This window comes from Pseudidiomarina aestuarii, from assembly GCF_048263735.1.
Classification (GTDB): Bacteria; Pseudomonadota; Gammaproteobacteria; order Enterobacterales; family Alteromonadaceae; genus Pseudidiomarina; species Pseudidiomarina aestuarii_B.
In genome coordinates this window covers 70,033-93,038 of sequence record NZ_JBLXDX010000004.1, presented here as the reverse complement: position 1 = coordinate 93,038, position 23,006 = coordinate 70,033, and the positions used below count along the sequence as shown (strand labels likewise).

General features: G+C 49.2%; 24 protein-coding genes. 10 read left to right on the top strand and 14 right to left on the bottom strand.

The genetic code is table 11. The features are described 5' to 3' along the window. Positions 1-68: 68 nt before the first annotated feature. Positions 69-1,466 carry an amidohydrolase family protein gene (locus ACN0S4_RS10100; RefSeq protein WP_417657556.1) on the top strand — a complete coding sequence of 466 codons (1,398 nt, stop codon included), beginning with the start codon at positions 69-71 and terminating at the stop codon, positions 1,464-1,466. 2 nt (positions 1,467-1,468) lie between these two features. On the opposite strand, the gene ACN0S4_RS10095 is transcribed toward ACN0S4_RS10100, so the two are convergent. Beyond that, positions 1,469-3,529 (bottom strand): PAS domain-containing protein, encoded by a 2,061-nt coding sequence (locus tag ACN0S4_RS10095; protein ID WP_417657555.1) that lies wholly within the window; start codon positions 3,527-3,529, stop codon positions 1,469-1,471. 85 nt (positions 3,530-3,614) lie between these two features. Between ACN0S4_RS10095 and ACN0S4_RS10090 the strand changes: the two genes are divergently transcribed. The 4 genes from ACN0S4_RS10090 (at position 3,615) to ACN0S4_RS10075 (ending at position 7,440) form a co-directional block, all read left to right on the top strand. Then, entirely contained in the window at positions 3,615-4,100 is a 486-nt protein-coding gene (locus tag ACN0S4_RS10090) for a YajQ family cyclic di-GMP-binding protein (RefSeq protein WP_417657554.1), read from the top strand. Between the two features lie 39 nt (positions 4,101-4,139). Next, positions 4,140-5,432, top strand: coding sequence for a diguanylate cyclase domain-containing protein (locus tag ACN0S4_RS10085; protein WP_417657553.1), 1,293 nt, complete (start codon positions 4,140-4,142; stop codon positions 5,430-5,432). Positions 5,433-5,548: 116 nt separating this feature from the next. Beyond that, positions 5,549-6,127, top strand: coding sequence for a class I SAM-dependent methyltransferase (locus ACN0S4_RS10080; protein WP_417657552.1), 579 nt, complete (start codon positions 5,549-5,551; stop codon positions 6,125-6,127). Positions 6,128-6,150: 23 nt separating this feature from the next. Further along, positions 6,151-7,440 carry an anti-phage deoxyguanosine triphosphatase gene (locus ACN0S4_RS10075; RefSeq protein WP_417657551.1) on the top strand — a complete coding sequence of 430 codons (1,290 nt, stop codon included), beginning with the start codon at positions 6,151-6,153 and terminating at the stop codon, positions 7,438-7,440. Between the two features lie 19 nt (positions 7,441-7,459). Here ACN0S4_RS10075 and ACN0S4_RS10070 read toward each other — a convergent pair whose 3' ends face one another. The 3 genes from ACN0S4_RS10070 to ACN0S4_RS10060 are packed head-to-tail and all read right to left on the bottom strand — an operon-like array spanning position 7,460 to position 10,170. After that, a complete protein-coding gene (locus tag ACN0S4_RS10070; protein WP_417657550.1) occupies positions 7,460-7,972 on the bottom strand; it encodes a DUF1543 domain-containing protein in 513 nt (170 codons plus the stop codon). Positions 7,973-7,975: 3 nt separating this feature from the next. Further along, complete coding sequence (locus ACN0S4_RS10065) at positions 7,976-9,241, bottom strand: APC family permease (protein WP_417657549.1); 1,266 nt, start codon at positions 9,239-9,241, stop codon at positions 7,976-7,978. Then, on the bottom strand, positions 9,241-10,170 hold the full coding sequence (locus ACN0S4_RS10060) for a LysR family transcriptional regulator (protein WP_417657548.1): 930 nt from the start codon (positions 10,168-10,170) through the stop codon (positions 9,241-9,243). Before ACN0S4_RS10060 ends, ACN0S4_RS10065 begins: the two co-directional genes overlap by 1 nt. Before the next feature lie 123 nt (positions 10,171-10,293). Here ACN0S4_RS10060 and ACN0S4_RS10055 point away from each other — a divergent pair, with 123 nt between their 5' ends. Continuing rightward, positions 10,294-11,232: a sodium-dependent bicarbonate transport family permease gene (locus ACN0S4_RS10055; RefSeq protein WP_417657547.1), complete on the top strand. Its 939-nt coding sequence runs from the start codon at positions 10,294-10,296 to the stop codon at positions 11,230-11,232. 6 nt (positions 11,233-11,238) lie between these two features. Here the strand turns inward: ACN0S4_RS10055 and ACN0S4_RS10050 are convergent, their stop codons facing one another. Further along, complete coding sequence (locus ACN0S4_RS10050) at positions 11,239-11,661, bottom strand: organic hydroperoxide resistance protein (RefSeq protein WP_417657546.1); 423 nt, start codon at positions 11,659-11,661, stop codon at positions 11,239-11,241. Between the two features lie 166 nt (positions 11,662-11,827). On the opposite strand from ACN0S4_RS10050, the gene ACN0S4_RS10045 reads away from it, so the two are divergent. Further along, positions 11,828-12,298: a MarR family winged helix-turn-helix transcriptional regulator gene (locus ACN0S4_RS10045; protein ID WP_417657545.1), complete on the top strand. Its 471-nt coding sequence runs from the start codon at positions 11,828-11,830 to the stop codon at positions 12,296-12,298. Positions 12,299-12,302: 4 nt separating this feature from the next. Here the strand turns inward: ACN0S4_RS10045 and ACN0S4_RS10040 are convergent, their stop codons facing one another. Continuing rightward, entirely contained in the window at positions 12,303-12,791 is a 489-nt protein-coding gene (locus ACN0S4_RS10040) for a TspO/MBR family protein (protein ID WP_417657544.1), read from the bottom strand. A gap of 133 nt (positions 12,792-12,924) precedes the next feature. Here ACN0S4_RS10040 and ACN0S4_RS10035 point away from each other — a divergent pair, with 133 nt between their 5' ends. Beyond that, the gene (locus ACN0S4_RS10035; protein ID WP_417657543.1) at positions 12,925-13,386 is read left to right on the top strand and encodes an EVE domain-containing protein; all 462 of its coding nucleotides are present in this window, start codon (positions 12,925-12,927) and stop codon (positions 13,384-13,386) included. Here the strand turns inward: ACN0S4_RS10035 and ACN0S4_RS10030 are convergent. Continuing rightward, positions 13,373-14,500 carry an alanine racemase gene (locus ACN0S4_RS10030; protein ID WP_417657542.1) on the bottom strand — a complete coding sequence of 376 codons (1,128 nt, stop codon included), beginning with the start codon at positions 14,498-14,500 and terminating at the stop codon, positions 13,373-13,375. The genes ACN0S4_RS10035 and ACN0S4_RS10030 overlap by 14 nt on opposite strands. 130 nt (positions 14,501-14,630) lie before the next feature. Between ACN0S4_RS10030 and ACN0S4_RS10025 the strand changes: the two genes are divergently transcribed. Continuing rightward, on the top strand, positions 14,631-14,870 hold the full coding sequence (locus tag ACN0S4_RS10025) for a helix-turn-helix domain-containing protein (protein ID WP_417657541.1): 240 nt from the start codon (positions 14,631-14,633) through the stop codon (positions 14,868-14,870). Here the strand turns inward: ACN0S4_RS10025 and ACN0S4_RS10020 are convergent. Continuing rightward, positions 14,860-15,423: a DUF924 family protein gene (locus ACN0S4_RS10020; RefSeq protein ID WP_417657540.1), complete on the bottom strand. Its 564-nt coding sequence runs from the start codon at positions 15,421-15,423 to the stop codon at positions 14,860-14,862. The genes ACN0S4_RS10025 and ACN0S4_RS10020 overlap by 11 nt on opposite strands. A gap of 87 nt (positions 15,424-15,510) precedes the next feature. Here ACN0S4_RS10020 and ACN0S4_RS10015 point away from each other — a divergent pair, with 87 nt between their 5' ends. Further along, entirely contained in the window at positions 15,511-15,987 is a 477-nt protein-coding gene (locus ACN0S4_RS10015) for a nuclear transport factor 2 family protein (protein WP_417657539.1), read from the top strand. A 3-nt stretch (positions 15,988-15,990) separates the two neighbouring features. Here ACN0S4_RS10015 and ACN0S4_RS10010 read toward each other — a convergent pair whose 3' ends face one another. From ACN0S4_RS10010 to ACN0S4_RS09985, 6 genes are all read right to left on the bottom strand, one after another. After that, positions 15,991-17,436, bottom strand: coding sequence for a flavin-containing monooxygenase (locus ACN0S4_RS10010; protein ID WP_417657538.1), 1,446 nt, complete (start codon positions 17,434-17,436; stop codon positions 15,991-15,993). A 69-nt stretch (positions 17,437-17,505) separates the two neighbouring features. Continuing rightward, entirely contained in the window at positions 17,506-18,633 is a 1,128-nt protein-coding gene (locus ACN0S4_RS10005) for a PepSY-associated TM helix domain-containing protein (RefSeq protein ID WP_417657537.1), read from the bottom strand. Between the two features lie 12 nt (positions 18,634-18,645). Continuing rightward, on the bottom strand, positions 18,646-20,790 hold the full coding sequence (locus ACN0S4_RS10000; protein ID WP_417657536.1) for a TonB-dependent siderophore receptor: 2,145 nt from the start codon (positions 20,788-20,790) through the stop codon (positions 18,646-18,648). Between the two features lie 149 nt (positions 20,791-20,939). Continuing rightward, positions 20,940-21,575, bottom strand: coding sequence for an OmpA family protein (locus tag ACN0S4_RS09995; protein WP_417657535.1), 636 nt, complete (start codon positions 21,573-21,575; stop codon positions 20,940-20,942). 113 nt (positions 21,576-21,688) lie between these two features. Then, on the bottom strand, positions 21,689-22,477 hold the full coding sequence (locus ACN0S4_RS09990) for a DODA-type extradiol aromatic ring-opening family dioxygenase (RefSeq protein WP_417657534.1): 789 nt from the start codon (positions 22,475-22,477) through the stop codon (positions 21,689-21,691). 2 nt (positions 22,478-22,479) lie between these two features. Continuing rightward, positions 22,480-22,920, bottom strand: coding sequence for a DoxX family protein (locus ACN0S4_RS09985; RefSeq protein ID WP_417657533.1), 441 nt, complete (start codon positions 22,918-22,920; stop codon positions 22,480-22,482). Between the last annotated feature and the right edge of the window lie 86 nt (positions 22,921-23,006).

The window sequence follows — 23,006 nt, the reverse complement described above, 5'->3', positions numbered from 1 at the left end:
ATTGCGTTTGTTACGCGACAGGCATAGTTTAAAAGGACGCATCATCCGAACCCTAAAGGACGTCAGGTATGAAAAAACTAGTTTCAGCTATTGCTATCAGTACTGCATTAATGAGTGCGGGATTTACCGCAACCGCCAGCGCTGAAAAAATTGCATTGGTCGGCGGCCGCCTAATTGATGGCACCGCTGAAGTTCCCATTCATGACAGCGTTATTTTGGTCGAGGATGGCATCATTCAAGAAGTCGGCAATCAAGATTCGTTACCAGTTCCTGAGGGCTACCGAATTGTCTCCACTGAAGGTCATGATGTGCTCCCGGGATTATGGGAGAGCCATGCACACATCCAGTTAGTTGGACACTCCAACTACAAACATTGGCAGGCTAATTATCGCGACCGCCAAGTCAACGAAATTATGCCAGCAGCGTTGGTTCAGTTGCTTCTTGCTGGGGTGACCAGCGCTCGAGATTTAGGCGCACCACTTGACGACACTGTCGCTATTAAAAAGCGTTTAGCCGATGGCGAAATTCCCGGACCGACGCTTTATACCTCGGGTCCATTTTTGCAGGCTGAAGTTGATGATTGGCAAGGCCATTACCGCTGGGAAGTGAAAAGTGTGAGTGACGCTCGAGCAAAAGTAAAACAACTCGACGAAGCTGGCATGGAAATCATTAAACTGATCGACCAAGACGATATGGATCGTGACGTTGCGCTAGCCATAGTTGACGAAGCACACAAACGCGGCATGAAAGTGGTCGCGCACGCTCACAAGCCGGATGAAATTCGAGTAGGCGTAGAAATCGGCATCGACAACTTTGAACATACCGGCCTGACAACGGCACCAGGCTATCCGCAAGATGTGTTGGACACTCTGGTCGAACGCACTGCCACCGGCATATTTGATGGGCTGTTGTTCTGGACACCGACGATGGAAGGGCTTTTTACCTATCCAGATTTGGTGAGAAATCCTGAACAGCTCGATGACGCATGCTGGAAGCGCGGTCTGCAGCCAGACACCATTGCCGATATCGCACAATCAATTGAGAAACCCGGCCACTTGGAATACTCGCAGCTCACTCCGGTGCGCACACCAACCATCAAAAACAAAATCCGTCAGCTGAAAGAAACTGGCGTGATGATGCTGATTGGTACAGATGTGGGTATTCCAATGAAATTTCATTGCCAAACGACGTGGCATGAAATGGCAGTATGGGTGCACGACCTAGGTTTTGATCCCATGGATACCATTCGCGCAGCGACCTATTGGCCGGCAGTGATGATGGGCGTGCAAGATAAATATGGCTCCGTTACCCCGGGCAAAGTAGCCGACATCATTGCTGTACGTGGCGACGTTTTGAAATACATGAATATTATTCGTGACGTCGATATGGTCATGAAAGATGGTGTGGTTTTCAAACAAAATGGCGTTGTTGACGAAGCATTACTTGCCAACTTTGGTAAAGATTAACGTTAGTCGATTCGAACTACGCAATTACGGCCGGCCTGCTTGCCCTGATATAGGGCACGGTCGGCCCTTCCTAACACGTCTTGATAGGTTTCATCTTGTGGATGAAATTGTGTCACACCACAAGTGACTGTGACTCGAAGCTCGCCCTCGGTGGTCATAAATAGCTCTTCTTCCATCGCCTGTCGCAACCGTTCTGCAAGTCGCTCGGAATCGTTTAGTGATGTATTCGGCAACATAATTGCGAATTCTTCCCCACCCGTGCGCGCGGGTATGTCCGACTCACGAATAGATGCCTTGACCACCTTACCTGCTCTTTTCAGCACTTCGTCACCCGTCATGTGTCCATATTGATCATTGACCTGCTTAAAGTGATCAAAATCGAACGTGATGATGCTGCAGACTGAGTTGTCATCACGCCGACGTTGGCGGAATCGATTTTCAATCATGTCCGTGAAATAACGCCGGTTGAATAGTCCAGTCAAAGAGTCACGAATGGACTGTTCACGTAACAGTATCTCGAGTTCTTTACGCTCGGTAATATCCTGCACGGTGCCGCCAAGCAACTGATGTCCATCTGTCGAGGTTTTTGAATAAGCCCATTCACGTACCCAGCGCACTTGCCCGTCAGGACGGATAATTCGGTGATCGATATCATGAATGCCAGTTTTCTTAGCGCGCTCCTGACTCTTGTCCAACAGTGCAAGATCGTCCGGATGCACAAGTTCGCGGAATGCTTTGACGCAGGGAGAAACTGTATGCGGATCTAAACCAAAAATTTCGTAAACCGTCGCCGACCACATTAACTCGCCAGTTTCTAAATTCGCTTCCCAATAGCCCAGATTGGCAATGCGCTGCGCCGCTTCTAACTGCACCTGACTGCGCTCTAGGTCAATCTCAAGGCGTTTCCGATCGGTCACATCAATAATGAGCCCATGCCAAAGGGTCGAGCCATCATCGAGGCGCTCCGGTATGGAATGTCCATACACCCAAGATTCCTCACCATCCAGTACAACGCGATATTCACATTCCCATGGTTGTAAAGTATCCCGTGACTGTTCAACAGCAGCAAGAACACGGTCAAAATCACCTGCATGGATGACGGCAAACACCACGCTTGCATCAGCAACCACTTGCTCAGGTTTTACGCCATAAACAAGTTCGATTCCCGCTGAGGCATACGGAAAGCTCATCGTGCCTTCGGTATCCATTTGAAATTGATACAACACACCATGCACGTTGTCGGCAATCTTTGTCAGTCGTTGCTCAGCTTCATGTTGCGCCGTCACATCGGTCAGCGAGCCGATAAATTCGATAAGTTCACCTGACTCGGCGCGAACTGCGCGAAGCAAGTCGTCCAGTACCACGAGATGGCCGTCCGCATGTCGGAATCGATAACGCTGCAGCAAGGTATTAGGGTAGCCTTGCTCTTGCCAGTGTTTGACGGCTCGGCGAACCCGATCGACATCATCCGGATGCATACGCTGCCAGAATAATTCGTTGTTTGGGGAGTGCCAGTCTTCGACGGTATAGCCCAAAATTTTCTGCACATTTGCAGAGACAAATACATTCGTCCAAGGCTCCCGACTCGTTTGCGAATAAACAATCGAGGGTAGAGACTCCAGAATGAAACGCTGACGCTCTTGTGCTTGTCTGAGATCTTCCTCTATACGTTTAGCTTCTGTGATATCGATATGCGCACCGCAGATCCACTCTGGCTCACCCGACTCAGTATAGGTTGCTACTTTGCCACTATCGCGAATCCAGACCCAGTGTCCCTGCTTATGCCGCACGCGAACTTCTAGCTCATAGAATTGAGTGGTACCGAGGAAATGTTGCTGCAACGCTTCATCTGAGCGCTTTAAGTCGTCTGGATGAACAAGGTTAATCCAAGTTTGAATTGAGATAGGCTCTAACTCAGCGAGGGTATAGCCAAACATGTCTGCCCAACGCTCATTGAAACGGGTCTCGCCAGTCTGCTTGTTCCACTCCCAAGTACCCACCTGAACACCCGTCAGGATGGCTTGTAAACGAGCAGATTCAGAACCCAGATAGTCGTTTGACATGAATGTCTTCGCTTCTACTTATAATTCGAGAGATACTTAACTAAACTATATTCTTCAAATGTAAGCAACAATAGCGAGTTTTGCCATGCCAAGTTTTGATGTTGTGTCGGAAATCGACAAAGTAGAACTAAAGAATGCTGTCGATAACGCCAATCGTGAACTTACTACACGATTTGATTTTCGCGGTGTCGAAGCAACTTTTGAGCTGAATGATTTCACGGTCACGATGACCTCAGAGTCTGACTTCCAAGTACGTCAGCTCCAAGATATCTTCAACAATCACTGTGCCAAGCGAAATATCAGTCTATCCGGCAGTGATATTGATGACGAGCCCACGCATAGCGGCAAGCTTTATAGCTTGAAAATTGTGTTTAAAAATGGGATTGAGCAACCACTTGGCAAAGAGATCATCAAGCTCCTGAAAGAGCACAAGTTGAAAGTACAGGGTTCTATTCAAGGCGACAAAGTTCGAGTAACCGGTAAAAAGCGCGACGATTTGCAACAAGCTATCGCCATGCTTCGCCAATCAAAAATTGAATTACCTTTGCAATTCGAGAACTTTCGCGATTAGAATAACCTAACATTAGTTATAATTTGGGCGATACTTAACATGGATTGGCGTACCTTTATTGAAGCAATGCCTGGAGTGGTGTATCGCCTAAAAAAACACCCTGATGGGCATTTCAGCCTCCCCTATATCAGCCCACTTATTGTCGAATGGTTCGGCATTCCAACCACCACATTGGAGCAGGATGCTGAATCTTTGCTTGCGTTGATTCATGAAGACGACTTCGATGAAGTCATTGCCTCTAGTGTACATTCTGCACTGAACAATACCGATTGGAATCGTGAATTTCGAATGGTGAAGCCAAGCGGCGAAATCATTTGGCTTGAAGCCTATGATCATGGGCGCACGCTGGATGACGGTAGCCTCGAGTGGACCGGTTACTTGAATGATATTACAGAGCGCAAGCGGCTCGAACGAAAGTTAGCCGCTAGTGAATTGCGTTTCCGAACCTTTGTCGAGAATGCCAACGACATTATCTATACCGTTTCTGCTGAAGGTGAAATCACCTATCTCTCGCCTAATTGGGAAAAGCTATTGGGTTATTCCATTCAAGACTCTCTAGGCACATCGTTTACTGAATTTGTCCACCCTGATGATGTGAGTCGGTGCTACCGGTTCCTCGAGTCTGTGCTTGCCGAAGATCATAAATATGAATCCGTCGAGTATCGCGTCCGGCATGCGCGCGGATATTGGCAATGGCATACTAGCACTGCCTCCATGGTGACAAGTGAAGATGGTCTTAACAAATATTATTTGGGTATCGCACGAGATGTCACTACGCAAAAGAAACAGATGGAAAAGATAGCCAATATGGCGCATCACGACATGTTGACTGGATTACCCAATCGGACGTTTTTCGGTGAAACGCTTGAGCATAATTTGAGCCGCGCTACACGAAAGAAACGAGCATTAGCTTTACTCTTTATAGACCTCGATCATTTCAAGCCAGTGAACGACAATCACGGTCACGCAATTGGTGACGAACTGCTGATTGCCGTCGCCGGACGTTTGCGTAAATGCCTCCGCGCTGGTGATGTGGCTTGTCGTGCAGGCGGGGATGAATTTATTGTGTTGCTTAACGACCTCGACCCGCTCGACCAAACTCAGGACTATGCCGCCATGATTGCGGAACGAATTCGGGAAGAGCTTGCCGAGCCATTTGAGGTTGACCAATTACACTTATCCGTAACCGCGAGTATAGGTATAGCCTCGTTCCCACATCATGCGCAGAAGTTGGGCGATCTTCTTCGCGCAGCCGATCAAGCCATGTATCGAGCCAAAAATGAAGGTCGTAACTGCGTCCGGATGGCTCACTCTGAAACCAGCGACTCCTAACACGAATGCTTTGCCCTCTTTGTCATCACTCACCTCTCGAATTAGTCGTTAAGGAAACCAAAGGTGCGCTAGTTGGGCGTGAGTTCTAGCGCTGCGAAGTATGCTATCTCATCTCGGTGCCGCCCGAGTTTCAAATAGATGATGTAGAAGAGAAAGCACTCTATGACTTACATGAAAATGATTCGGACGACTCGAGTTATCGCGGGTTTCTCAATCGAATAGCCCAACCGCTTCTCAAACTCCTCCCCGAGTCAGCACATGGACTCGATTTCGGCAGTGGACCTGGACCAACACTGTCAAACATGCTCGAAGATGCAGGCCATCGGTGTGCCTTGTATGACAAATTCTATGCAGCGGACGAAAGTGTGTGGAATCGTCAGTATGACTTTATTACCGCAACCGAAGTATTTGAGCATTTACGTGAACCAGCCGTCGTACTGGAGTCTTTGCTAACGCATCTAATGCCACATGGATACTTGGCACTCATGACGCAGCGTTGGATCTCCGAAGACAGATTCAAAAACTGGCAATATCGCAACGACCCAACACACATCATTTTTATGCATGAAGAAACCTGTCATTGGTTGGCAAGAGCCTACGGGCTGAGTATTGCGTACCTCGCACATGGTGTTGTGATCTTCCGCAAGACTGGTGAGCCTGCCAGAAAACCAGTACTATCAAACGATTCCCATTGATTGATCGAAAAAGGTAAGTTCGCATGACCGAGCACTGGCAAGCACGCCGTTCTAATGCCCCGCTACAACGTCCCGGTGACTTGCGCAACGCATGGCAGCGTGATCGCGCTCGAGTACTGCACTCGGCTGCCTTTCGGCGCTTACAATCCAAAACCCAGATCATGAATGTCGGTGAAAATGATTTTTATCGAACTCGCCTCACCCATTCGCTAGAAGCGTCGCAAATTGGCTCGTCATTGATCAATCAATTGCAGCACGTTTGCAGCGCTGAAGAGCGAGAGCTACTGCCTGATTTGAATTTAATGGAAACCTTGTGTCTTGCCCATGACATTGGTCATCCACCTTTTGGCCATGGTGGCGAAACAGCGCTTAATTACAAGATGCTGCCCTCAGGTGGTTTTGAAGGCAACGGTCAAACCTTTCGGATTGTTGGCAAGCTTGAAGCTTATCATCCTGAACATGGGATGGATTTGACCCGGCGTTCGTTACTGGGCTTATTGAAATACCCAGTATTGATGCCCGAACTACCGCAATCTCCAAAGCACGATAAGCCAGGCAGCTTGTCACAATGGAAACCGGCGAAAGCGCTGTTTGCCTGTGACGCCGATCTGCTGGATTGGGTGTTGGAGCCACTGTCAGCGGCAGACCGAGAATTATTTCAGCAAGTCGATACACTCACCAAAGCGCCGTGGCAGAAATCACGGCACAAGGCGCTCGATGCATCGATGATGGAACTTGCTGACGATATTGCTTATGGCGTTCACGACTTAGAAGATGCAGTTGTTACTGGCACTTTGAATGAAAAACAATGGCATCAGCATATGGATTCTGTGGTGGAGCACCTCGAACCAGCGCTGGCAACTCTGATGCATAAACTGGGCCGGCAGCTCTTTGCGAGCGCGCACCATGAGCGGAAAAATGCGATTGGTGCTTTGGTGAATATTTTTGTGACTGCGGTGCGCCTAGAAGTGGTGTTACCTGAGGCCGAAGAACCATTGATTCGCTACAATGCAACCTTGCCAGAGAGTGAGCGCTTACTGTTAAACAGTCTCAAAGCAGTGGTATTCGAACATGTCATTAATCAGCCGTCGATTCAGCAGTTGCGCTGGCGGAGTCAGAATATGCTGTTGGATTTATTCGCGGCATTTCATACCGAGCCTGAGAGATTGCTACCTCGCAACACTCGCGGTCGCTGGCGTGCAGCAATGGATAACCAAGGTGCTGCAGCCGCGGATCGGATTCTCTGTGACTACATTGCAGGCATGACCGACGATTATGCTGAGCGCATGTATCGCAACTTATTCCTGACCTAGTACAGCTGCGGTGACATGACTACGGCAGCGGTCGGTAGCCCATCCAATCGGGCTCTAAGTGCTGCGAGCCGCCATCATGAACCAGTCGAATATACCAACCGTCGAGTAGGTCGATCTGCAGACAGTCATCGACCTCCAGTAGGTCATCTTTGTGAAACTCCAGCGCGTTAGCCAAGCCTTGCTTTTGCACGCTGGCTTTACCTAATTGTTTGGCTTCATCAGCAGACTGAGCGACCACCAAAGTAAAATCGTGAAACTCCGCAATACGGCCCGGATAGTAACCGCCATAGTTCACGAAATAGAGCTTCTTCGATTGCTCCACAGGTTCGCGACTAAGCTCCACCCGATAGCCGTCAATGTGATGGATCTGCATATAGCTATCCATATGAATACCCTGCTGGCTGCCAAACCACTGCTGCCGCAACTGCGGGAAGGTCGCCTCAATCGATTCACCCACTACAAAACGTACATCGTGCAATTCAATGTTTGCCTTCGGCGCGGTACCGCCAACATAGACTAAATACAACTGCATGCTTTATTCCTCAGAAGTGGCAGCTGAGCTGCGCCGAATACGATGCCAAATCAAACCAACTACGATTAAACCGATACCATAACCCAACACTGTTAGCTCGACGAATGCTGCTAGTGATAAGCAAGAAAGTAAGCCAAGAATAGAAATCCACCGCGGAATAAACCGCAAATCAGCATTCACTTTTAACGCAGCTAGATTCGTCAAACTGTAATACACCAATACGGTAAACGCGCTGAATGACCACGCAATTTGTAAGTCACCAATAAGAACCAGCACCAGCATTACCGCGGCGCTAAACAAAATGGCGGCAGGTGCTGAGGTTCGCTCTGCATTCAAATTCGATAATGAGTCCGGAAGGTCTTTTCGCCGTGCCATCGCTAAAACAACTCGTGACACACCAAGGAGTAAATTCAACACCACGCCAGCCATCGCGACAACCGCACCGACTGCAATAGCAGAGTAGAGCCAGATAGGCGCTTGCTGGGCTTTTGCCAAATCAGCGAGTACCAAACTGTCCGCTGTACCCAATGGAAAATTCAGTAATGCCACACCAATAAATAGGTACAAAATAGTCACTACAAGTACGGTCGTGGCAATAGCGCGAGGAATGGTGTGGCGCGGCTCAGTGACCTCTTCGCCCATGGTAGCTATACGCCCATAGCCGGTGTAAGCAACGAACAATAGTGCAGCAGCAGCGAGAACATCACTCCATTGTTGCGGCTCTTGTGCAGCATCAAGTGCGGCCGTTACCGGCTCTAACGTGAAACTGTAACCAATAAAGAGAACTAGCGCGCCAACTGCAATAGCAACTAGCACCGCGTTCGCTCGATTCGAGCGCTTCAAACCGCCCATGACGAGCGCCGCCAAAGCTGCTAATACAGCAATGCTTAATCCAATTTCAGCATAGCTAGACCAACCAAACGCATTCGCTACGGTGGTTCCGATAGCCAAAGCGGCGGTGGCGGCAGACGCACTTTTTGCCAACACGAATAACCAGCCTGCCGTAAAGCCGAGGTCGTGATTCAGAAACCGATAGCCGTACTCGTAGGTACCACCACTCACTGGATGTATCGCAGCCAGTTGAGCGCTCGATAAACCATTACAAGCCGCGACTATTGCCGCTAAGGCAATAGCCCATACTAAATAGCTACCTGCTAACTCTGCACCAAAACCGATACTGACAAAGGCGCCAGTTCCTACAATTGAGCCAAGACCAAGCAGAACTGCTCCGGGCAACCCTGTCGTTCGCTGTAACTTCGAATGTTCCATTATGACTCCGTTTTAGGTAGCAACCAGCGCGGCTCGATAACTTGCGGTAGCCGTTCGCGCACATGGCTGACAAAGGTATGTGCTGCGTAACTTTCGTAACGCTCGCGATGGCGTACCAAATACCAATAGCTCTGCAAGGGAAACCCGCGCATCGACAACGTTGTAACGTGCTCTGCTCCATGCGCTAACGGATGCTCGGATATCACCGCAAGCCCGAGCCCGCTCGCCACACCAAGCCGAATGGCCTCATTACTTTCAATTTGCATGGTTTGCTGCAATCCATAGCCCTGACTACTCAACCATGCTTCAAACAACATTCGCGTTGCAGAGCCCGGCTCACGGATCAAAAAGCGCTCGCCATGCAGTTCTGGAAAGGTAATGGTTTTTCCTGCTGCCCAATGATTCGGCGGCGCAATCAACTGCAATGGATTTCTCACCAGCGGTTCAGCTTCAACATCGGTTCCTGTGGGCGGATGACTGAACCAATACAGATCATCAGCCTGCTCAGCAAATCGTTGTAATACGGTACCGCGGTTCCCAATGTTGAGGATCACTTCAATGTCGGGAAATTGCTCGGCAAAGCTACTCAGCAGTTGCGCCACCAAATACTTTGCCGTGGTCACCAAGCCTATGCTTAGCTTACCCGTTTCACCACCTCGATAGCGCTGCAATTGCAGCTCAAGATCATCGAACCGACCGAGCGCATCGCCGGCCGCTTGGTAAAAATATTCGCCTGCGGGAGTCATCGTAACGCCTTCACGATGACTCTCAAGCAACGGCTCACCAACAATATCACTCAAAGATTTCAATTGTAGTGACACGGTGGGCTGGGTCAGGTGCAACTGCCGCGCGGCTTGCGAGATGGAACCCGCTTGCACCACTGTACGAAACACTTGCAGCAATCGAAAATTAATTCGCCGACTATCCACGTTCAACACCTATATAGATAATTATCTATAGTTAATCACATTAATATTAATTATTAAATATAGATCTATTCACGCATAATCACGCCGCATCATTCACTTGCGACTTTATCGAGGGAAAAGGAAATGCCAGATATTGTGATAGCTTTCTTTGCTTTAGGTCTGATTGCGGGCGTACTCAAATCTGACCTAAAAGTACCTGCATCAGTCTATGATATTTTGACTATTTTATTAATGCTGAGTATCGGTATTAAAGGCGGACTCTCGTTACACGGTAGCGGTGATTCGATTCAATTGAGTCATCTTGGACTGATTGCCTTACTCGGGATTATTATTCCGATACTGGTCTATCCCATCCTCAGTAGAGTCGTACAGCTAAATTCTGAAAACGCTGCCAGTATTGCAGCGCATTACGGTTCAGTCAGCGCAGGTACCTTTGCAGTTGCGTGGGCATTAGCTGAAACCGCTGGACTACCTCTAGCCGGTGACACCACGTTGTACTTGGTGATCTTAGAACTACCCGCAATTATCCTTATGCTCGCTTTCTATCAACATCGCCAACAACAACAAAGCACAGAGCCGACCTCACTCTGGTCAGTATGGGTTGAAGCCTTAACCAGTCGCGGCGTTATTCTGCTGTTAGGTGGCGTCATCATAGGTGCACTGTACGGACCGAAAGGACTGGCACCGATTGAAGGAATTGTCATTGATGGGTTTAAAGTGCTGCTCGCACTCTTCCTTTTGGAAATGGGTTTGTGTACCGCACGTATTTGCACGCCGCTGCCACTGCAGCATTGGCGACTTATTCTGTTCGCGGCTCTCGCACCGTTTGCACTCAGCTGGCTCGGTATTGGACTCGGCCTATGGCTAGAACTCCCGCTTGGAAGTGTGCTCGTGCTCGGTGCATTGACTGCCAGTGCATCCTATATTGCAGCGCCGGCAGCCATTCGTGCGGCCATAAAAAAAGCCGACATAGGCATGGCTATGTTGGCTTCTTTGGGCGTTACATTCCCAGTCAATGTGCTTATACAACTACCACTGTTGACCAAGTGGCTGAGCGGTTAATGCCGCTCAGTCTTCGGTGTGAACGTGACGATTGACGTCAATATTGCCTTTAGTGGCGTGGCTGTATGGACACACTTCGTTGGCCTTTTCGACTAACGTTTGTGCTTGGTCATCAGCCATGCCTGGTAAGTAAACATGCAGGTCAACGGCAATTTGGAAGCCACCTTCACGTTTGCCGATACCGACATTCGCGGTGAGCTTTAAGCCATCGGGCAACTTAGCTTTTTCTTGTCCTGCAACGTGCTTCAACGCACCGAGGAAACACGCTGAATAACCAGCAGCGAATAACTGCTCTGGATTCGTTGCGCCACCTGGTCCGCCGAGCTCTTTCGGTGGTGCTAGTTTTACATCAAGTAAGCCGTCATCCGATTGCGCGCGACCTTCGCGGCCGCCCGTTGACGTTACTGAGGCAGTATAAAGTGCTTCCATCTGTTTACTCCTGTAAATAAGCAAATTGAAAATCAAACGATGCATTAACCTTAGCAGATAAACTCTTGCATGCAAGGTAATCAGTGTATTTAATAAGCAAAAAAGGTCTTTACGTTTGGTTACACTTTAGTGAATACTAAAATAAGACTTAAGGAAAGGAATGCTAATGACTTCTCGAGTGACATTGCCGCTCAACGAACAACTCTGTTTCGCTATGTATTGCGCAGCAAACTCTATCACCCGAATGTATCGTCCCATACTCGAACCCTTCGGGCTGACCTATGCACAATACGTGGTCATGCTCGCGCTATGGCATGGCGGTAAAATGCGGATGGGAAATTTGTCAGCCGAAACCCAATTCGACTCGGGCACGCTAACGCCTTTAGTTCGCAAATTAGAGGACAAGGGTCTGCTGCAACGCATCGCATGCCAGAATGATGATCGCGTCAAATTTGTTGAATTGACCCAAAATGGCGCAGATCTAGAGCGACGTATGAGCGGTGTTGCCGATCAGATGCGCTGCCAAATGGCACTCACTGATGAGCAAATTGCATACATGCGAGAACTCTCTCACCAATTGAAGCTTGGCTTTACTGACGCTGAGTATGCGTCACAGCGAACCGCTCGAATGAAATAGCTTGTCAGAGAACGCCAGGGTTTAGCTGCCAGATGCTGTAGTTTAATGCCGCAGCAAAGGTCACCCACAGCAAATACGGAATCAATAGAATCGCAGCCGCGCGGTTCACCCGCCAATAAGCCGCAATAGTAATGAGTATAGAGCCCCAAAGAAGCATAATTTCGACATAGCTAATCGCTCCGAGATACCAAGCGAAAAATAGCCAACTCCACAATGCATTGAGGCCAAGCTGAATAAAGTTGATTTTCAAAGGTCTGGTAGCGACACCTGAGAACCCATGCTCACGCCAAATCAACCAAGCGGCTATACCCATTAACGTATAAAGCGCTGCCCATACTGGGCCAAACAACCATGCTGCAGGCGCCCAGTCAGGCAACATCAGCTCGCGATAAAATACTGGGGCATTGGCTGAACCGATACCGCCGACAAAGGCAACTAAATACGACAGCGCGAGCCATCCAAACAAACCACCTACTTGCTTCGCTAACGACATGCTTTACTCCGAGAGATAGTGAACAGTGAATAGTGAACAGTAAAAACTTTCGCTTCAGTTTAGTCCAAGCTATTCTGTTTACCATTCATTGTTTTATGTTTTCTATTCACTATTCACTATTCACTGTGTTTTTATGAATCATTGGTTAATGAAAACTGAGCCGGATGAGTTGGGCATCGATGATTTTGCGCATGAACCGCAGCGCGATTTCATGTGGGACGGTGTGCGCAATTACCAAGCGCGCAACTTTATGCGCACGATGCAACCGGGTGACCACGTAGTGCTCTATCACTCATCCTGCAAGCACATTGGCGCAGCTGGCATCGTTCAGGTAACCCGTGCTGCTTATCCGGACCCTGAACAATTTAATCCAGAATCAGCGTACTACGATCCAAAAAGTTCACCAACGGAACCGCGTTGGGATGCCGTCGACTTGCGCTTTGTCGACAAATTCTCTCGCATTATTCCACTGACAGAGCTGAAAACCTTGTCGGAGTTGGCTGACTGCGCGTTGGTACGCAAAGGTAATCGACTTAGCGTGATGCCATTATCTGTAAATGAATATAAAGCGATCCTTTCCACTACCAACCGTTGATTCGTGACCAGCGAGTCGCTTGTGTATGGCGATCATCGCTCACTACATACTCGTCAAACTGGCTGGCGGTGGCACAGGCATGATTTGGTAACACACAAATTTTGGTACCAATGGGTAAATCGGGTAATGCAGCCTCGCTGCCTTCGCGTAACATCATCACACCATGCTCTTGACTGGTATTGGCGACGATAAGATCGGGATAAACCTCGCCATCAAGGGCAGTTACCACGCCATAACCTTGGTCTACCGCCTGTTTGGCTGTGCCACGATCACGTGACAGCGCCATCCAGCCCGCATCACAAAGAATCCAGCCTTTATCGGGGCGATGACCAATAACAGTTGCCACCACACCAATCGCAATATCTTCCAGTGCACAGACGTGAATGCCTGCCATTACCAGATCTTGAAAAACATAGACGCCCGCTCGCACTTCGGTCACACCCTCGAGATTCTCGGCATAGTGCGCCGTTGGCGTCGACCCCACACTCACCATAGATACCTGCATACCCTCGGCACGTATAGATTCAGCAGTGCTGACAGCGGCTTGGCGCTCGACTTCAGCAGCTGCAGCCTTCTCGGCATCTGTTTCGCAGTGATACGAGCCACCGGCATGCAATAAAACGCCGGCCAGGGCATTCCCCTCATGCAATTGGCGCGCAATGACGAGAATGTCTGAATCACCAGGTACCAGACCTGCACGATGACCATCACAATCCAATTCAATTGCCGCACGTATACCCGTATTCCATTTCTGATTTGCTGCCAATACCGCTTCAGCCTGAGCTGTGCTGTCTAACAACACAGTCACCTTCACTCCTTGTTGCATCAATGCTGCCAGTGGCTCCAACTTGTCTGGACTGATACCTACCGCATACAAGATGTCGCGATACCCGCAATCCGCAAAATACTCGGCCTCTTTGATAGTCGACACGGTGATAGGTCCAAGCGGCTGCTTGCACATCAATTCTGCAATGGGTGCTGACTTCGCTGTTTTGACATGCGGTCGCAGCGTCACTCCAAGAGCATCCATTCGGGCTTGTAACCGGTCGATGTTACGCAACATACGCGGACGGTCGAGCAGTAAATAGGGGGTACGAATCGCTGTCAGTTCCATGGGGGCCTCATATCGAAGTGCAGATAACAGTGAATGGTCAATAGTTAACAGAGCGCTTTTCGATTCACTGTGCACTGTTCACTTTTTTCATCTATACTAACTATATTCATTTGCATATATCGGAGTTGCTATGCGCCTTGACACTACTGCCGAAATTTCCGCTGCTATTAGAACAGCTCGTGTTGCACTGGGCTGGTCTCAAACCGAACTCGCTGAGCGAGTCGATACCACGCAGGCCGTCATCTCAAAAATTGAGAACCAAGGCGACGGTCGCGTCAGTACCTTATTGCGAGTGCTGGCTGCGCTAGAGCTGCAGATGATCGTGCTACAACAGCGCGACAGCTGCCTCTGGGCAAAAGTTAAAAGCTAGAGCCCGGCTGCTGTAAAAACTCGATTTCCGCTGCCGTCGATTCACGGCCAAGTACTTGGTTTCGATGCGGATAGCGCCCGAATTCCTCGATGATCACTTTATGTTTGTGCTCAAATTCAAGGTTATATTCGAGCCCCGGTTGATCAAATAGCCGCACAGCTTCTTCATGAATAGCGAGTGATTCACTGTGCATGTAGGGCATATACATAAATGCGCGTTGCAGCGTCGGCAATTGCTTATCATGTCCACCTGCCACCGCCTCTTGCGCCAGCGCCAGTGCTAATGAATCTGCTGCAAACGCACGGGCGGAATCACGAAACAAGTTACGGGCGAATTGATCGAGCACAATAATTTCGGCTAAACGCCCACGCGAACTCTCTCGCCACACCCACAACTCTGCCGCAGCCGCCTTTTCATAAGTTGCGGCAAAGCGCTTTTTAATAATGGCATCAACGTCAGCGTCCTTTTTAAACCACTGTTGCTGAGTCAGTTCTTTGAACCAAAAATTCAGTACTTCTGTGGCTGTTACCGCCATGCTTGATGAGCTTGCCATGCTTTATCCTCGCTCTTCCATTTCTTTCGTCGTACTCTTTGCCATACTAGTTGTCATACTAGCATGAAAAATAACAAGGAGAATTCCATGCGTTCCCTCTCAATGACTTTGTATTTTGCTCTGCTTTTCACACTACAAGGGGTCAGCACTGCTGCTTTAGCTGCAGAAGCCACTCACTCCAATCGCGCAGATGCAGTTGCGAAAACTGTCGACCATTTTCTCTATGGTGCCAGCGTCAATGACAAGATCAGTCATGGCGCGTTTTGGGCAGAAGATCTCACCTACACCAGTTCCAGTGGTATCCGCTTTGGGCGCGAACAGTTAATGTCGGGCATGCAAGACGCTGTGCGGATTCCAGATGATGAAGTGGACTCTTGGTACACCTCCGAAAACCTAGAAGTAAAGTGGGCGGGCGATGCTGCCATCGTTAACTTTACGCTGGTTGCTACCGCCGCCGACGGCAGTCGTCAGGAATATCTGAATAGTGGTGTATTGGTTGAACGAGATGGACGTTGGCAGGCCATGAATTGGAATGCCACGCACAAAGCGAACCCGACCGAGTAAGCGTTAACGCAACTGGTGGTGATGTCGCTTAAAGCGGCTCGCCAACCAGCGGTAGACAAAGCTGAAGCCAGGATACATGGCAATCACGCGGCCACTTTTGCTTTTGTACCAACTGTTACAGCCACCGACTTGCCATACCGTATTGCGCATTTCGCGGTGAATCATGTCAGTGTACTCTTCTTCCGCAGCAGGCTTCACTTCAATACTGGCTGCGGGCGAATCTTGCAGCTCCTGTAAACAGCGCAGAATGTACTTCATTTGTGATTCGATAATAAATAGTGCTGAGGTATGCCCAATGCCTGTATTGGGTCCAGTGACCAAGTACAAATTCGGAAAACCGGGCATGCTGGTGCCCAAATAGGCACGCGGAAATTCTTCCCAGAATTGCTCTAATGTCTTGCCATCACGCCCTGTTACGCGAAACGGAATCGAACCGTCGGTGGCTTGATAGCCCGTTGCATACACAATAGCGTCGAGCTCAAGTTGAGTTCCCTGCGCGGTTTCGATACCCGTGCTGGTGATGCGAGCGATACTATCGTTGCGATCATGCAGGCTAACATTATCCCGCTGCAATGCTGGATACAGCGTACTCGATACTAAAATGCGCTTGCAGCCAATAAGGTAATCGGGTGTCAGCTTTTGCCGCAACTCAGGGTCTGGAATGGATTTACGCATAAAGCGCTCGGCTTCAGACTGACCGATAAAGCGCATCAACCGCTTTGAGTATTTAAACGCGATGACCCGATATTCCAGTGCCCAATAAATAGTTTTGCGAAGCAAATGGTACATCGGTTTCCACTTCAGCAACGTGCGCGCTACTTTGCCAAATTTCCAATCGTGCCGCGGCAACACCCAATGCGGTGAGCGCTGAAAGACATGGAGCTCCTCAACCTCAGAGGCGATAGCAGGGATGACCTGAGCGGCACTAGCGCCACTGCCAATAATGGCTACCCGCTTCCCCTTGTGATCGAAGTCATGGCTCCATGCATTGGTATGGAATTGCTCGCCTTGAAAGGTGTCTTGCCCGGGAAACTCGGGTGTCAGTGGTTGACTGAGCGGCCCTGATGCGCTGATGACACTGCGCGAACGGAAAATATCGCCAGCTTTGGTTTGAATCTGCCAATGGTCATCACACCAGTCCAACTGCTGAACATCTTGTCCAGTGCGTGTTTGCTCCCGCAGACGATACTTTTTAATGATTTTATTGGTGTAGTCCTCGAGCTCAGGTTGCTCGGCGTACATCTGCGTCCATGGGTAGGGTTCAAACGAGAGTGAGTAGAGCGGAGATTGCACATCGACAGCGGCGCCGGGATATTTATTCTGGACCCAAGTGCCGCCCATAAAATCGCGGCGTTCTAAAATGAGAAAGTTATTCAGTCCGCGTTTACGTAAGTTAATAGCAGCTATTTGGCCACCAAAACCACTTCCAATAATAACCACGTCGTACACGGAAAATCCCTGCTCAATCAGCTCAAGTGAACCTCATAGTAGCAGGGATTTTCACCAGTTCGAAGTGCTTTAGTCAGTGCGTCGACGCTGCCGTTTATTGCGACGTTGCCACCAAATATACCCCCCGGTAATCGATAGCAGCAACGGCAGTAAACCGACAAAACTATACAGAGCTTTCACACCTAATCCGCCCCAACTGCCAAAGTGCAAACGCCGAAATGCATCCAGCGTTTTCATACCTGCACCTTGCTCATTCAAGTTGTAGGTACTCAAAAAGTCGCCAGACCATGCATCGTAGTTGGAGACACTGCCATAATTGCTCAGCAGCGGGTTTGCTGTGGGGGCGCGTCCAAACACTGTAAACGGTAACTCTGGCTCAAATGGAAACAGCACGTAAGTTGGTTTGAAACCCTCAATTCGAGTCTGACTGTCGGCTACCAGCTCATCAATATTGACCGAGTCGGAATAGAGACGTTCAGTCATGATGTGATGCTCTTGCCCACCGCCATGTTCAGTCCATTCTTCGTAAAAAATTAACCCGTTGTAATACACCCCGGTGATACCCAGCACCAGCAACACGGGCGAAGCAAAGGTACCCGCCATTTTGTGCAAGTCACTGAACACGACCAACAATCGGTGGTCCCAGCGCAAGGTGAAAAAGCGCGCCCAGAACCGCCGATACATGATCAGCCCAGAGATCCCCATAAAGAGCAAAAATAGCCCTAACACCAGTGTAATTAACAGACCAAAGTGTTCCGTCGCAAAACTAAAGTCCAAGGTCTCTAAGTCATTCAGTAGCAGCGTGTAATGCAGCTCCAATAGCCAGTCGGTTAAGTAGTGACCGGGCTCTGTTGGCAGACTCCGCAGTTCACCTGTATACGGGTTTAAATGAACTTTGTGCCAGGCATCCGTGCCCTCTTTAATCACAAATACGCGGTCCGCTTCATCATGACCCGCTGGAAAGATTTCCCAGCTTCCAATTTCATAATCAGGTAACTGCTGATTCACTCTGAGCTTCAGTGTATTCAGGGGCAAACGTGGTTCGTCGCTTGGTGCTAAAGCAGCGACATCCGGCAGCAACCAGCCGTCAATTTCTTTCTTAAAAACCAGAATACTTCCGGTTAGGCATATAAGCAGAAAGGGGACCATGAAAATGATCCCCAGCCAGCCATGCCATTTATGCAAGCTTTTGCGCATGGTCAATAACTCTTAGAACAAGTAGGTGAGTGTCGCGGAGTAATTGCGCGGCGCACCGTAATAGCCTTGTGCCCAGAGCAAACTATTGATGTATTTTTCATCCGTTGCGTTCTGCACGTTCAAGGTTAGGCTGAGCGCTTCACTAAACTGATAGTTCGCCATGAGGTTTAAGCGGCCATAGGCCTCTTGCGTGGTCACGATATCTGCGCCAGCATTGGCATAGGTATCACCCACCACACCTTGGAAGCGTGAAATGGTGTCTTGCCACAAGTAGGTTGCGCCAAACTTCAGGTTTGCGATTGCCGCTGGCTGATAGGTCAAAGACGTACGGAATAAATTCTCCGGCGTATAATCTTTGACCAATTGATCACCATCAATATCGAATGCCGATGCAGAAATGGTGCCCTGCAAGCCTTGCATGATTTGACCGGTAAGTTCGACTTCAAAGCCTTTGCTGGTGATGCCATCTGCCGCACGGTAAACCTGCTCCGGCGCGCCCGTATTCGGGTTGGTGACGGTGCCATCGCTAACGCCCAGATTCACCTGCTCAACATTGAAGTAAGCTGCCGATAATAGTGCCGCACCTTCGAACAATTCAGTTTTAAACCCAACTTCTGAGCTCTCACCCGTCAGTGGTGGTAGGTGACGGAAGTCGCGGTCACGCAGGTTCTGAGCTTGGAACGTCTCGGTGTAGGACGCATAAACTGTGGTTGCTGGCGTCAACGCATAAGTTGCGCCGAAATAGGGAATAAACTCATCCGCTGCACTCGACTGATCGACGCCGTAGCCAATTCCGTTGCGTTCAAAGTCGTTCCAACGACCACCCAGGAGTACCTTAAAGTTATCGGTAATTGCGAGTCGCGTTTGCGCGTAAAATGCTTTCTGGGTGTTCTCAATAGCGCTGCCATCTTGGCCATCCGTGAATTCTGGGAATGGTGTATTACCAGTCCAGTCCTCCAGCGCGGGCATGACTGGGAAGCCGTTGCCGGTATGGAAATCATAAAGCGATACATCGACATAATCGAGACGCGAATAATTAGCACCGACGACGACTTCATGCTCTTGTCCCCATGCAGAGAACGAGCCGCTGACGTATGCATCGAAAGTATCTTGTTCGTCGTCTAAGTCATATTCGCTACCGTAACCAATCAGGCCTAAACCAGTATCAGGATCCAAACCGATGGCTGGATCAGCCAAATAGGTATAGAACAAGAAACTATCTTCGTCGGTGCGTACTCGGTTGTATGCTAAACGCAGAGTCCACATATCCGAGAGCGCAGTCTCAACGTCAATAAAGCTGCGACTTTCGCGGACATCCCACTGCGACCAGTCCGCTGCAATATTGGTCGACACATCAAAATTAGTCGGCGTGCCGTCACCATAATAGAGGGTTAACGCACCCCACAGGTTGCCGTCGGTTTCGCTGTTATGTTCGCTGTGGCCGAAGGTAATCAAAGTATTGTTCGTAGGCGCATAATCAGCGACCAAATAGACCATTTGCGTTTGATTAGCATAGCGGTCGAGATACGATTCGCGGTCGTCACCGACCACTACAATACGGCCACGGAATGAGTCATTGAACGCACCTGAAAAATCACCTTCAAGACGCTTACCACTCCATGAGCTCAAACTACCACTGACCGAACCACGGAACTCAGAGGTAGGCTTCTTGCGCACTAAGTTGACGGTTGCCGATGGACTGCCGACACCAGTCATGACGCCGTTAGCACCATGAACGATTTCAATTCGTTCATACATTGCTGTATCGAAACGCCCGTGAGAATTGCTATTAATTAGTGGCAAACCCAAACCATCCACTTGGAAATTATTCAGCTCAAAGCCGCGTGATGTGTAGTAGGTACGATCGGACTCGACTTGCTCGACATTCACGGTGGCCGAGTTCTCAAGAGCTGAATTCAGATCGGTTAACGCGAAGTCTTTTAGTTTTTCAGCCGTAATGACGGTAACTGTTTGCGGAGTCTCTTTGATACTCAGGTTCAACTTGCTTGCCGACTGTTGGTCCTCTGCCAAATAGCCACTTTGCTTATGACCTAAAATTTGCAGACGTTCCATGGCCTCGTAAGTTTGGGGATCAGCATGCGCTTGGACAGCAAGAACTGCAGAGATGGCGAGTGCAACACGAGATACAGCTTTCACAGATAATTCCTTTAATGGTGACAACGATGGCGCAAATGATAATGCAAATGCGAACGATTCGCAATACTGATATTTCGCTTTCTGTCTGCCACAAAAAAAGCGCTAGCAGCTCAAGGCAACTAGCGCTTTTTATCAATTAGAATATCTGTTTAGCTTTGGGTGTTCGGCACAATACGTAATTCAACACGACGGTTCTGGGTACGACCTGCTTCAGTTTCATTGCTGGCAACAGGCTGCGACTCACCAAAGCCTAAGGTTGTTAGACGACGGCTGTCGACGCCATTACCATTCAGTTGATTACGCACCGCAAGTGCGCGATTTTCTGACAAGCGCTGGTTGTATTCAGCTGACCCGGTGCTGTCGGTGTGGCCTTCAATCACCAAGGTTGTTTTTTCATAGCGCTGTAGCACTTTACCAACGTCCGTTAGCACCGGCGCGAAGCTTTGCGAGATCACTGAACTGTTAGTATCAAAAGTGATATTGCTTGGTAATTGCAGACGAATGTTGTCGCCGTCACGGATGACCTGAACGCCACTACCAGCGAGCTCTTGGCGGAATTCCTCTTCCTGTTGGTCCATGTAGTTACCTACAGCTGCACCGGCGAGCGCGCCTACAGCAGCACCCCACACATAACGGCTTTTGTCATGGTCACCTGTGCCTTTACCAATCAATGCTCCAGCAACGGCTCCAATAGTGGCGCCTTTCTGGGTATTGCTCCAACCACTATTCGCACACCCAGTGAGGGCAAGCGATGCGGTAACAGTCGCTATAATCAGTTTGTTCATGTGAAACTCCTTACTTGCGTTCAATCCATAGAACTTGACAAAGTAAAGATAAAACTAGCACAGCAACGGTTCACGCAATCAGTCTTTACTCCAGATTTACTCGTTTTGCTCGATTAGTCGGCAAGCCATAAAAACATACCACAGCGTTTGTTGAGCACGGTCGGTCGATAAAACTGATCGGGAGCTCGTTGAGTGAGTCCATAACACACGTGAAGTGGTATCAAATGCTCTTCACGCGGATGACAAAAGCGTGCAGCAGGTGCCTGTTCCCAGTTAATCAGTCGCTTCTTACGTTGCTCGTGACTGAGCTCTGATGATGTCAAGGTTTCGACCAACCAGTTCTCAAACGCCACATTTTTGGCATCACTTTCTGCTGAGTCGGTATTGAAAAACTCTCGCATATTGTGAAAGGAAAAACCTGAGCCTAACACCAGAATATTGCGATCTCGCAGTTGCGCTAACGCCTCTCCGAGTTGCAAATGCTGTTCCGCGTCTAATGACCGCATCAGCGACACTTGAACAACTGGAATATCCGCCTCCGGGTAAATCAGCTTTAGCGGTACAAATACGCCGTGGTCCAAACCGCGCTCAGCATCGAGTTGTGGCTGAAAATCCGCAAGTGCATCCTGAATTTCCACTGCCAACTCTGGCGCACCTGGGCTTGGATATTGAATGGAATAGGATTCCGGCGGAAAGCCACTATAGTCGTAAAGTAGGCTTGGAGACTGCGCCGACGTGATGGTCGGCTGTTGAGCCTCCCAATGGGCACTGATCACGATAATAGCTTCGGGTTTGGGAAGCTGGCGGCGCATGTCCGCCAGCACCTCAAGCATTTCACGATGACGCGCATCACCTAGTAAAGGTAAAGGACCACCGCCGTGTGAAATAAACGCTACGTTCATGATTACTTCTCGCTTAATGCTTTATCGACCGACCAATTCCCTGCGCCTTGTATTGCCAGAGCGACACTGGTGACCAAAAGAACGAGCGCAAATTCGTAGCCGTTATTCGCCATAAATAAGCCGTTTTCAAAGTGCACCGTAAAGATTGCCACTAACATCGTGAAAGCAGAAACGATTGCCGCCGGACGTGTTAACAATCCAATCGCTAGCGCTAACCCACCAAAGAACTCAGCGGAACCTGCTAGCAGTGCCATAATGTAACCGGGCTCCAAACCAATACTCGCCATCCACTGACCGGTTCCCTCTAACCCATATCCACCGAACCAACCGAATAGTTTCTGCGCACCATGCGCAGCTAAAATGAGACCAACTGGAACGCGTAATACAAATGCCGCCCAACCTGCGTTGGTACTCAATACTTTTTGAATAAAATTGTTCTTCATAACTAAATCCTCTTAATCATTGATGAAAGGCTGTTACCGCAAGCATGAGCAATACTTTACTATCAACATTACTTATGATTAATATG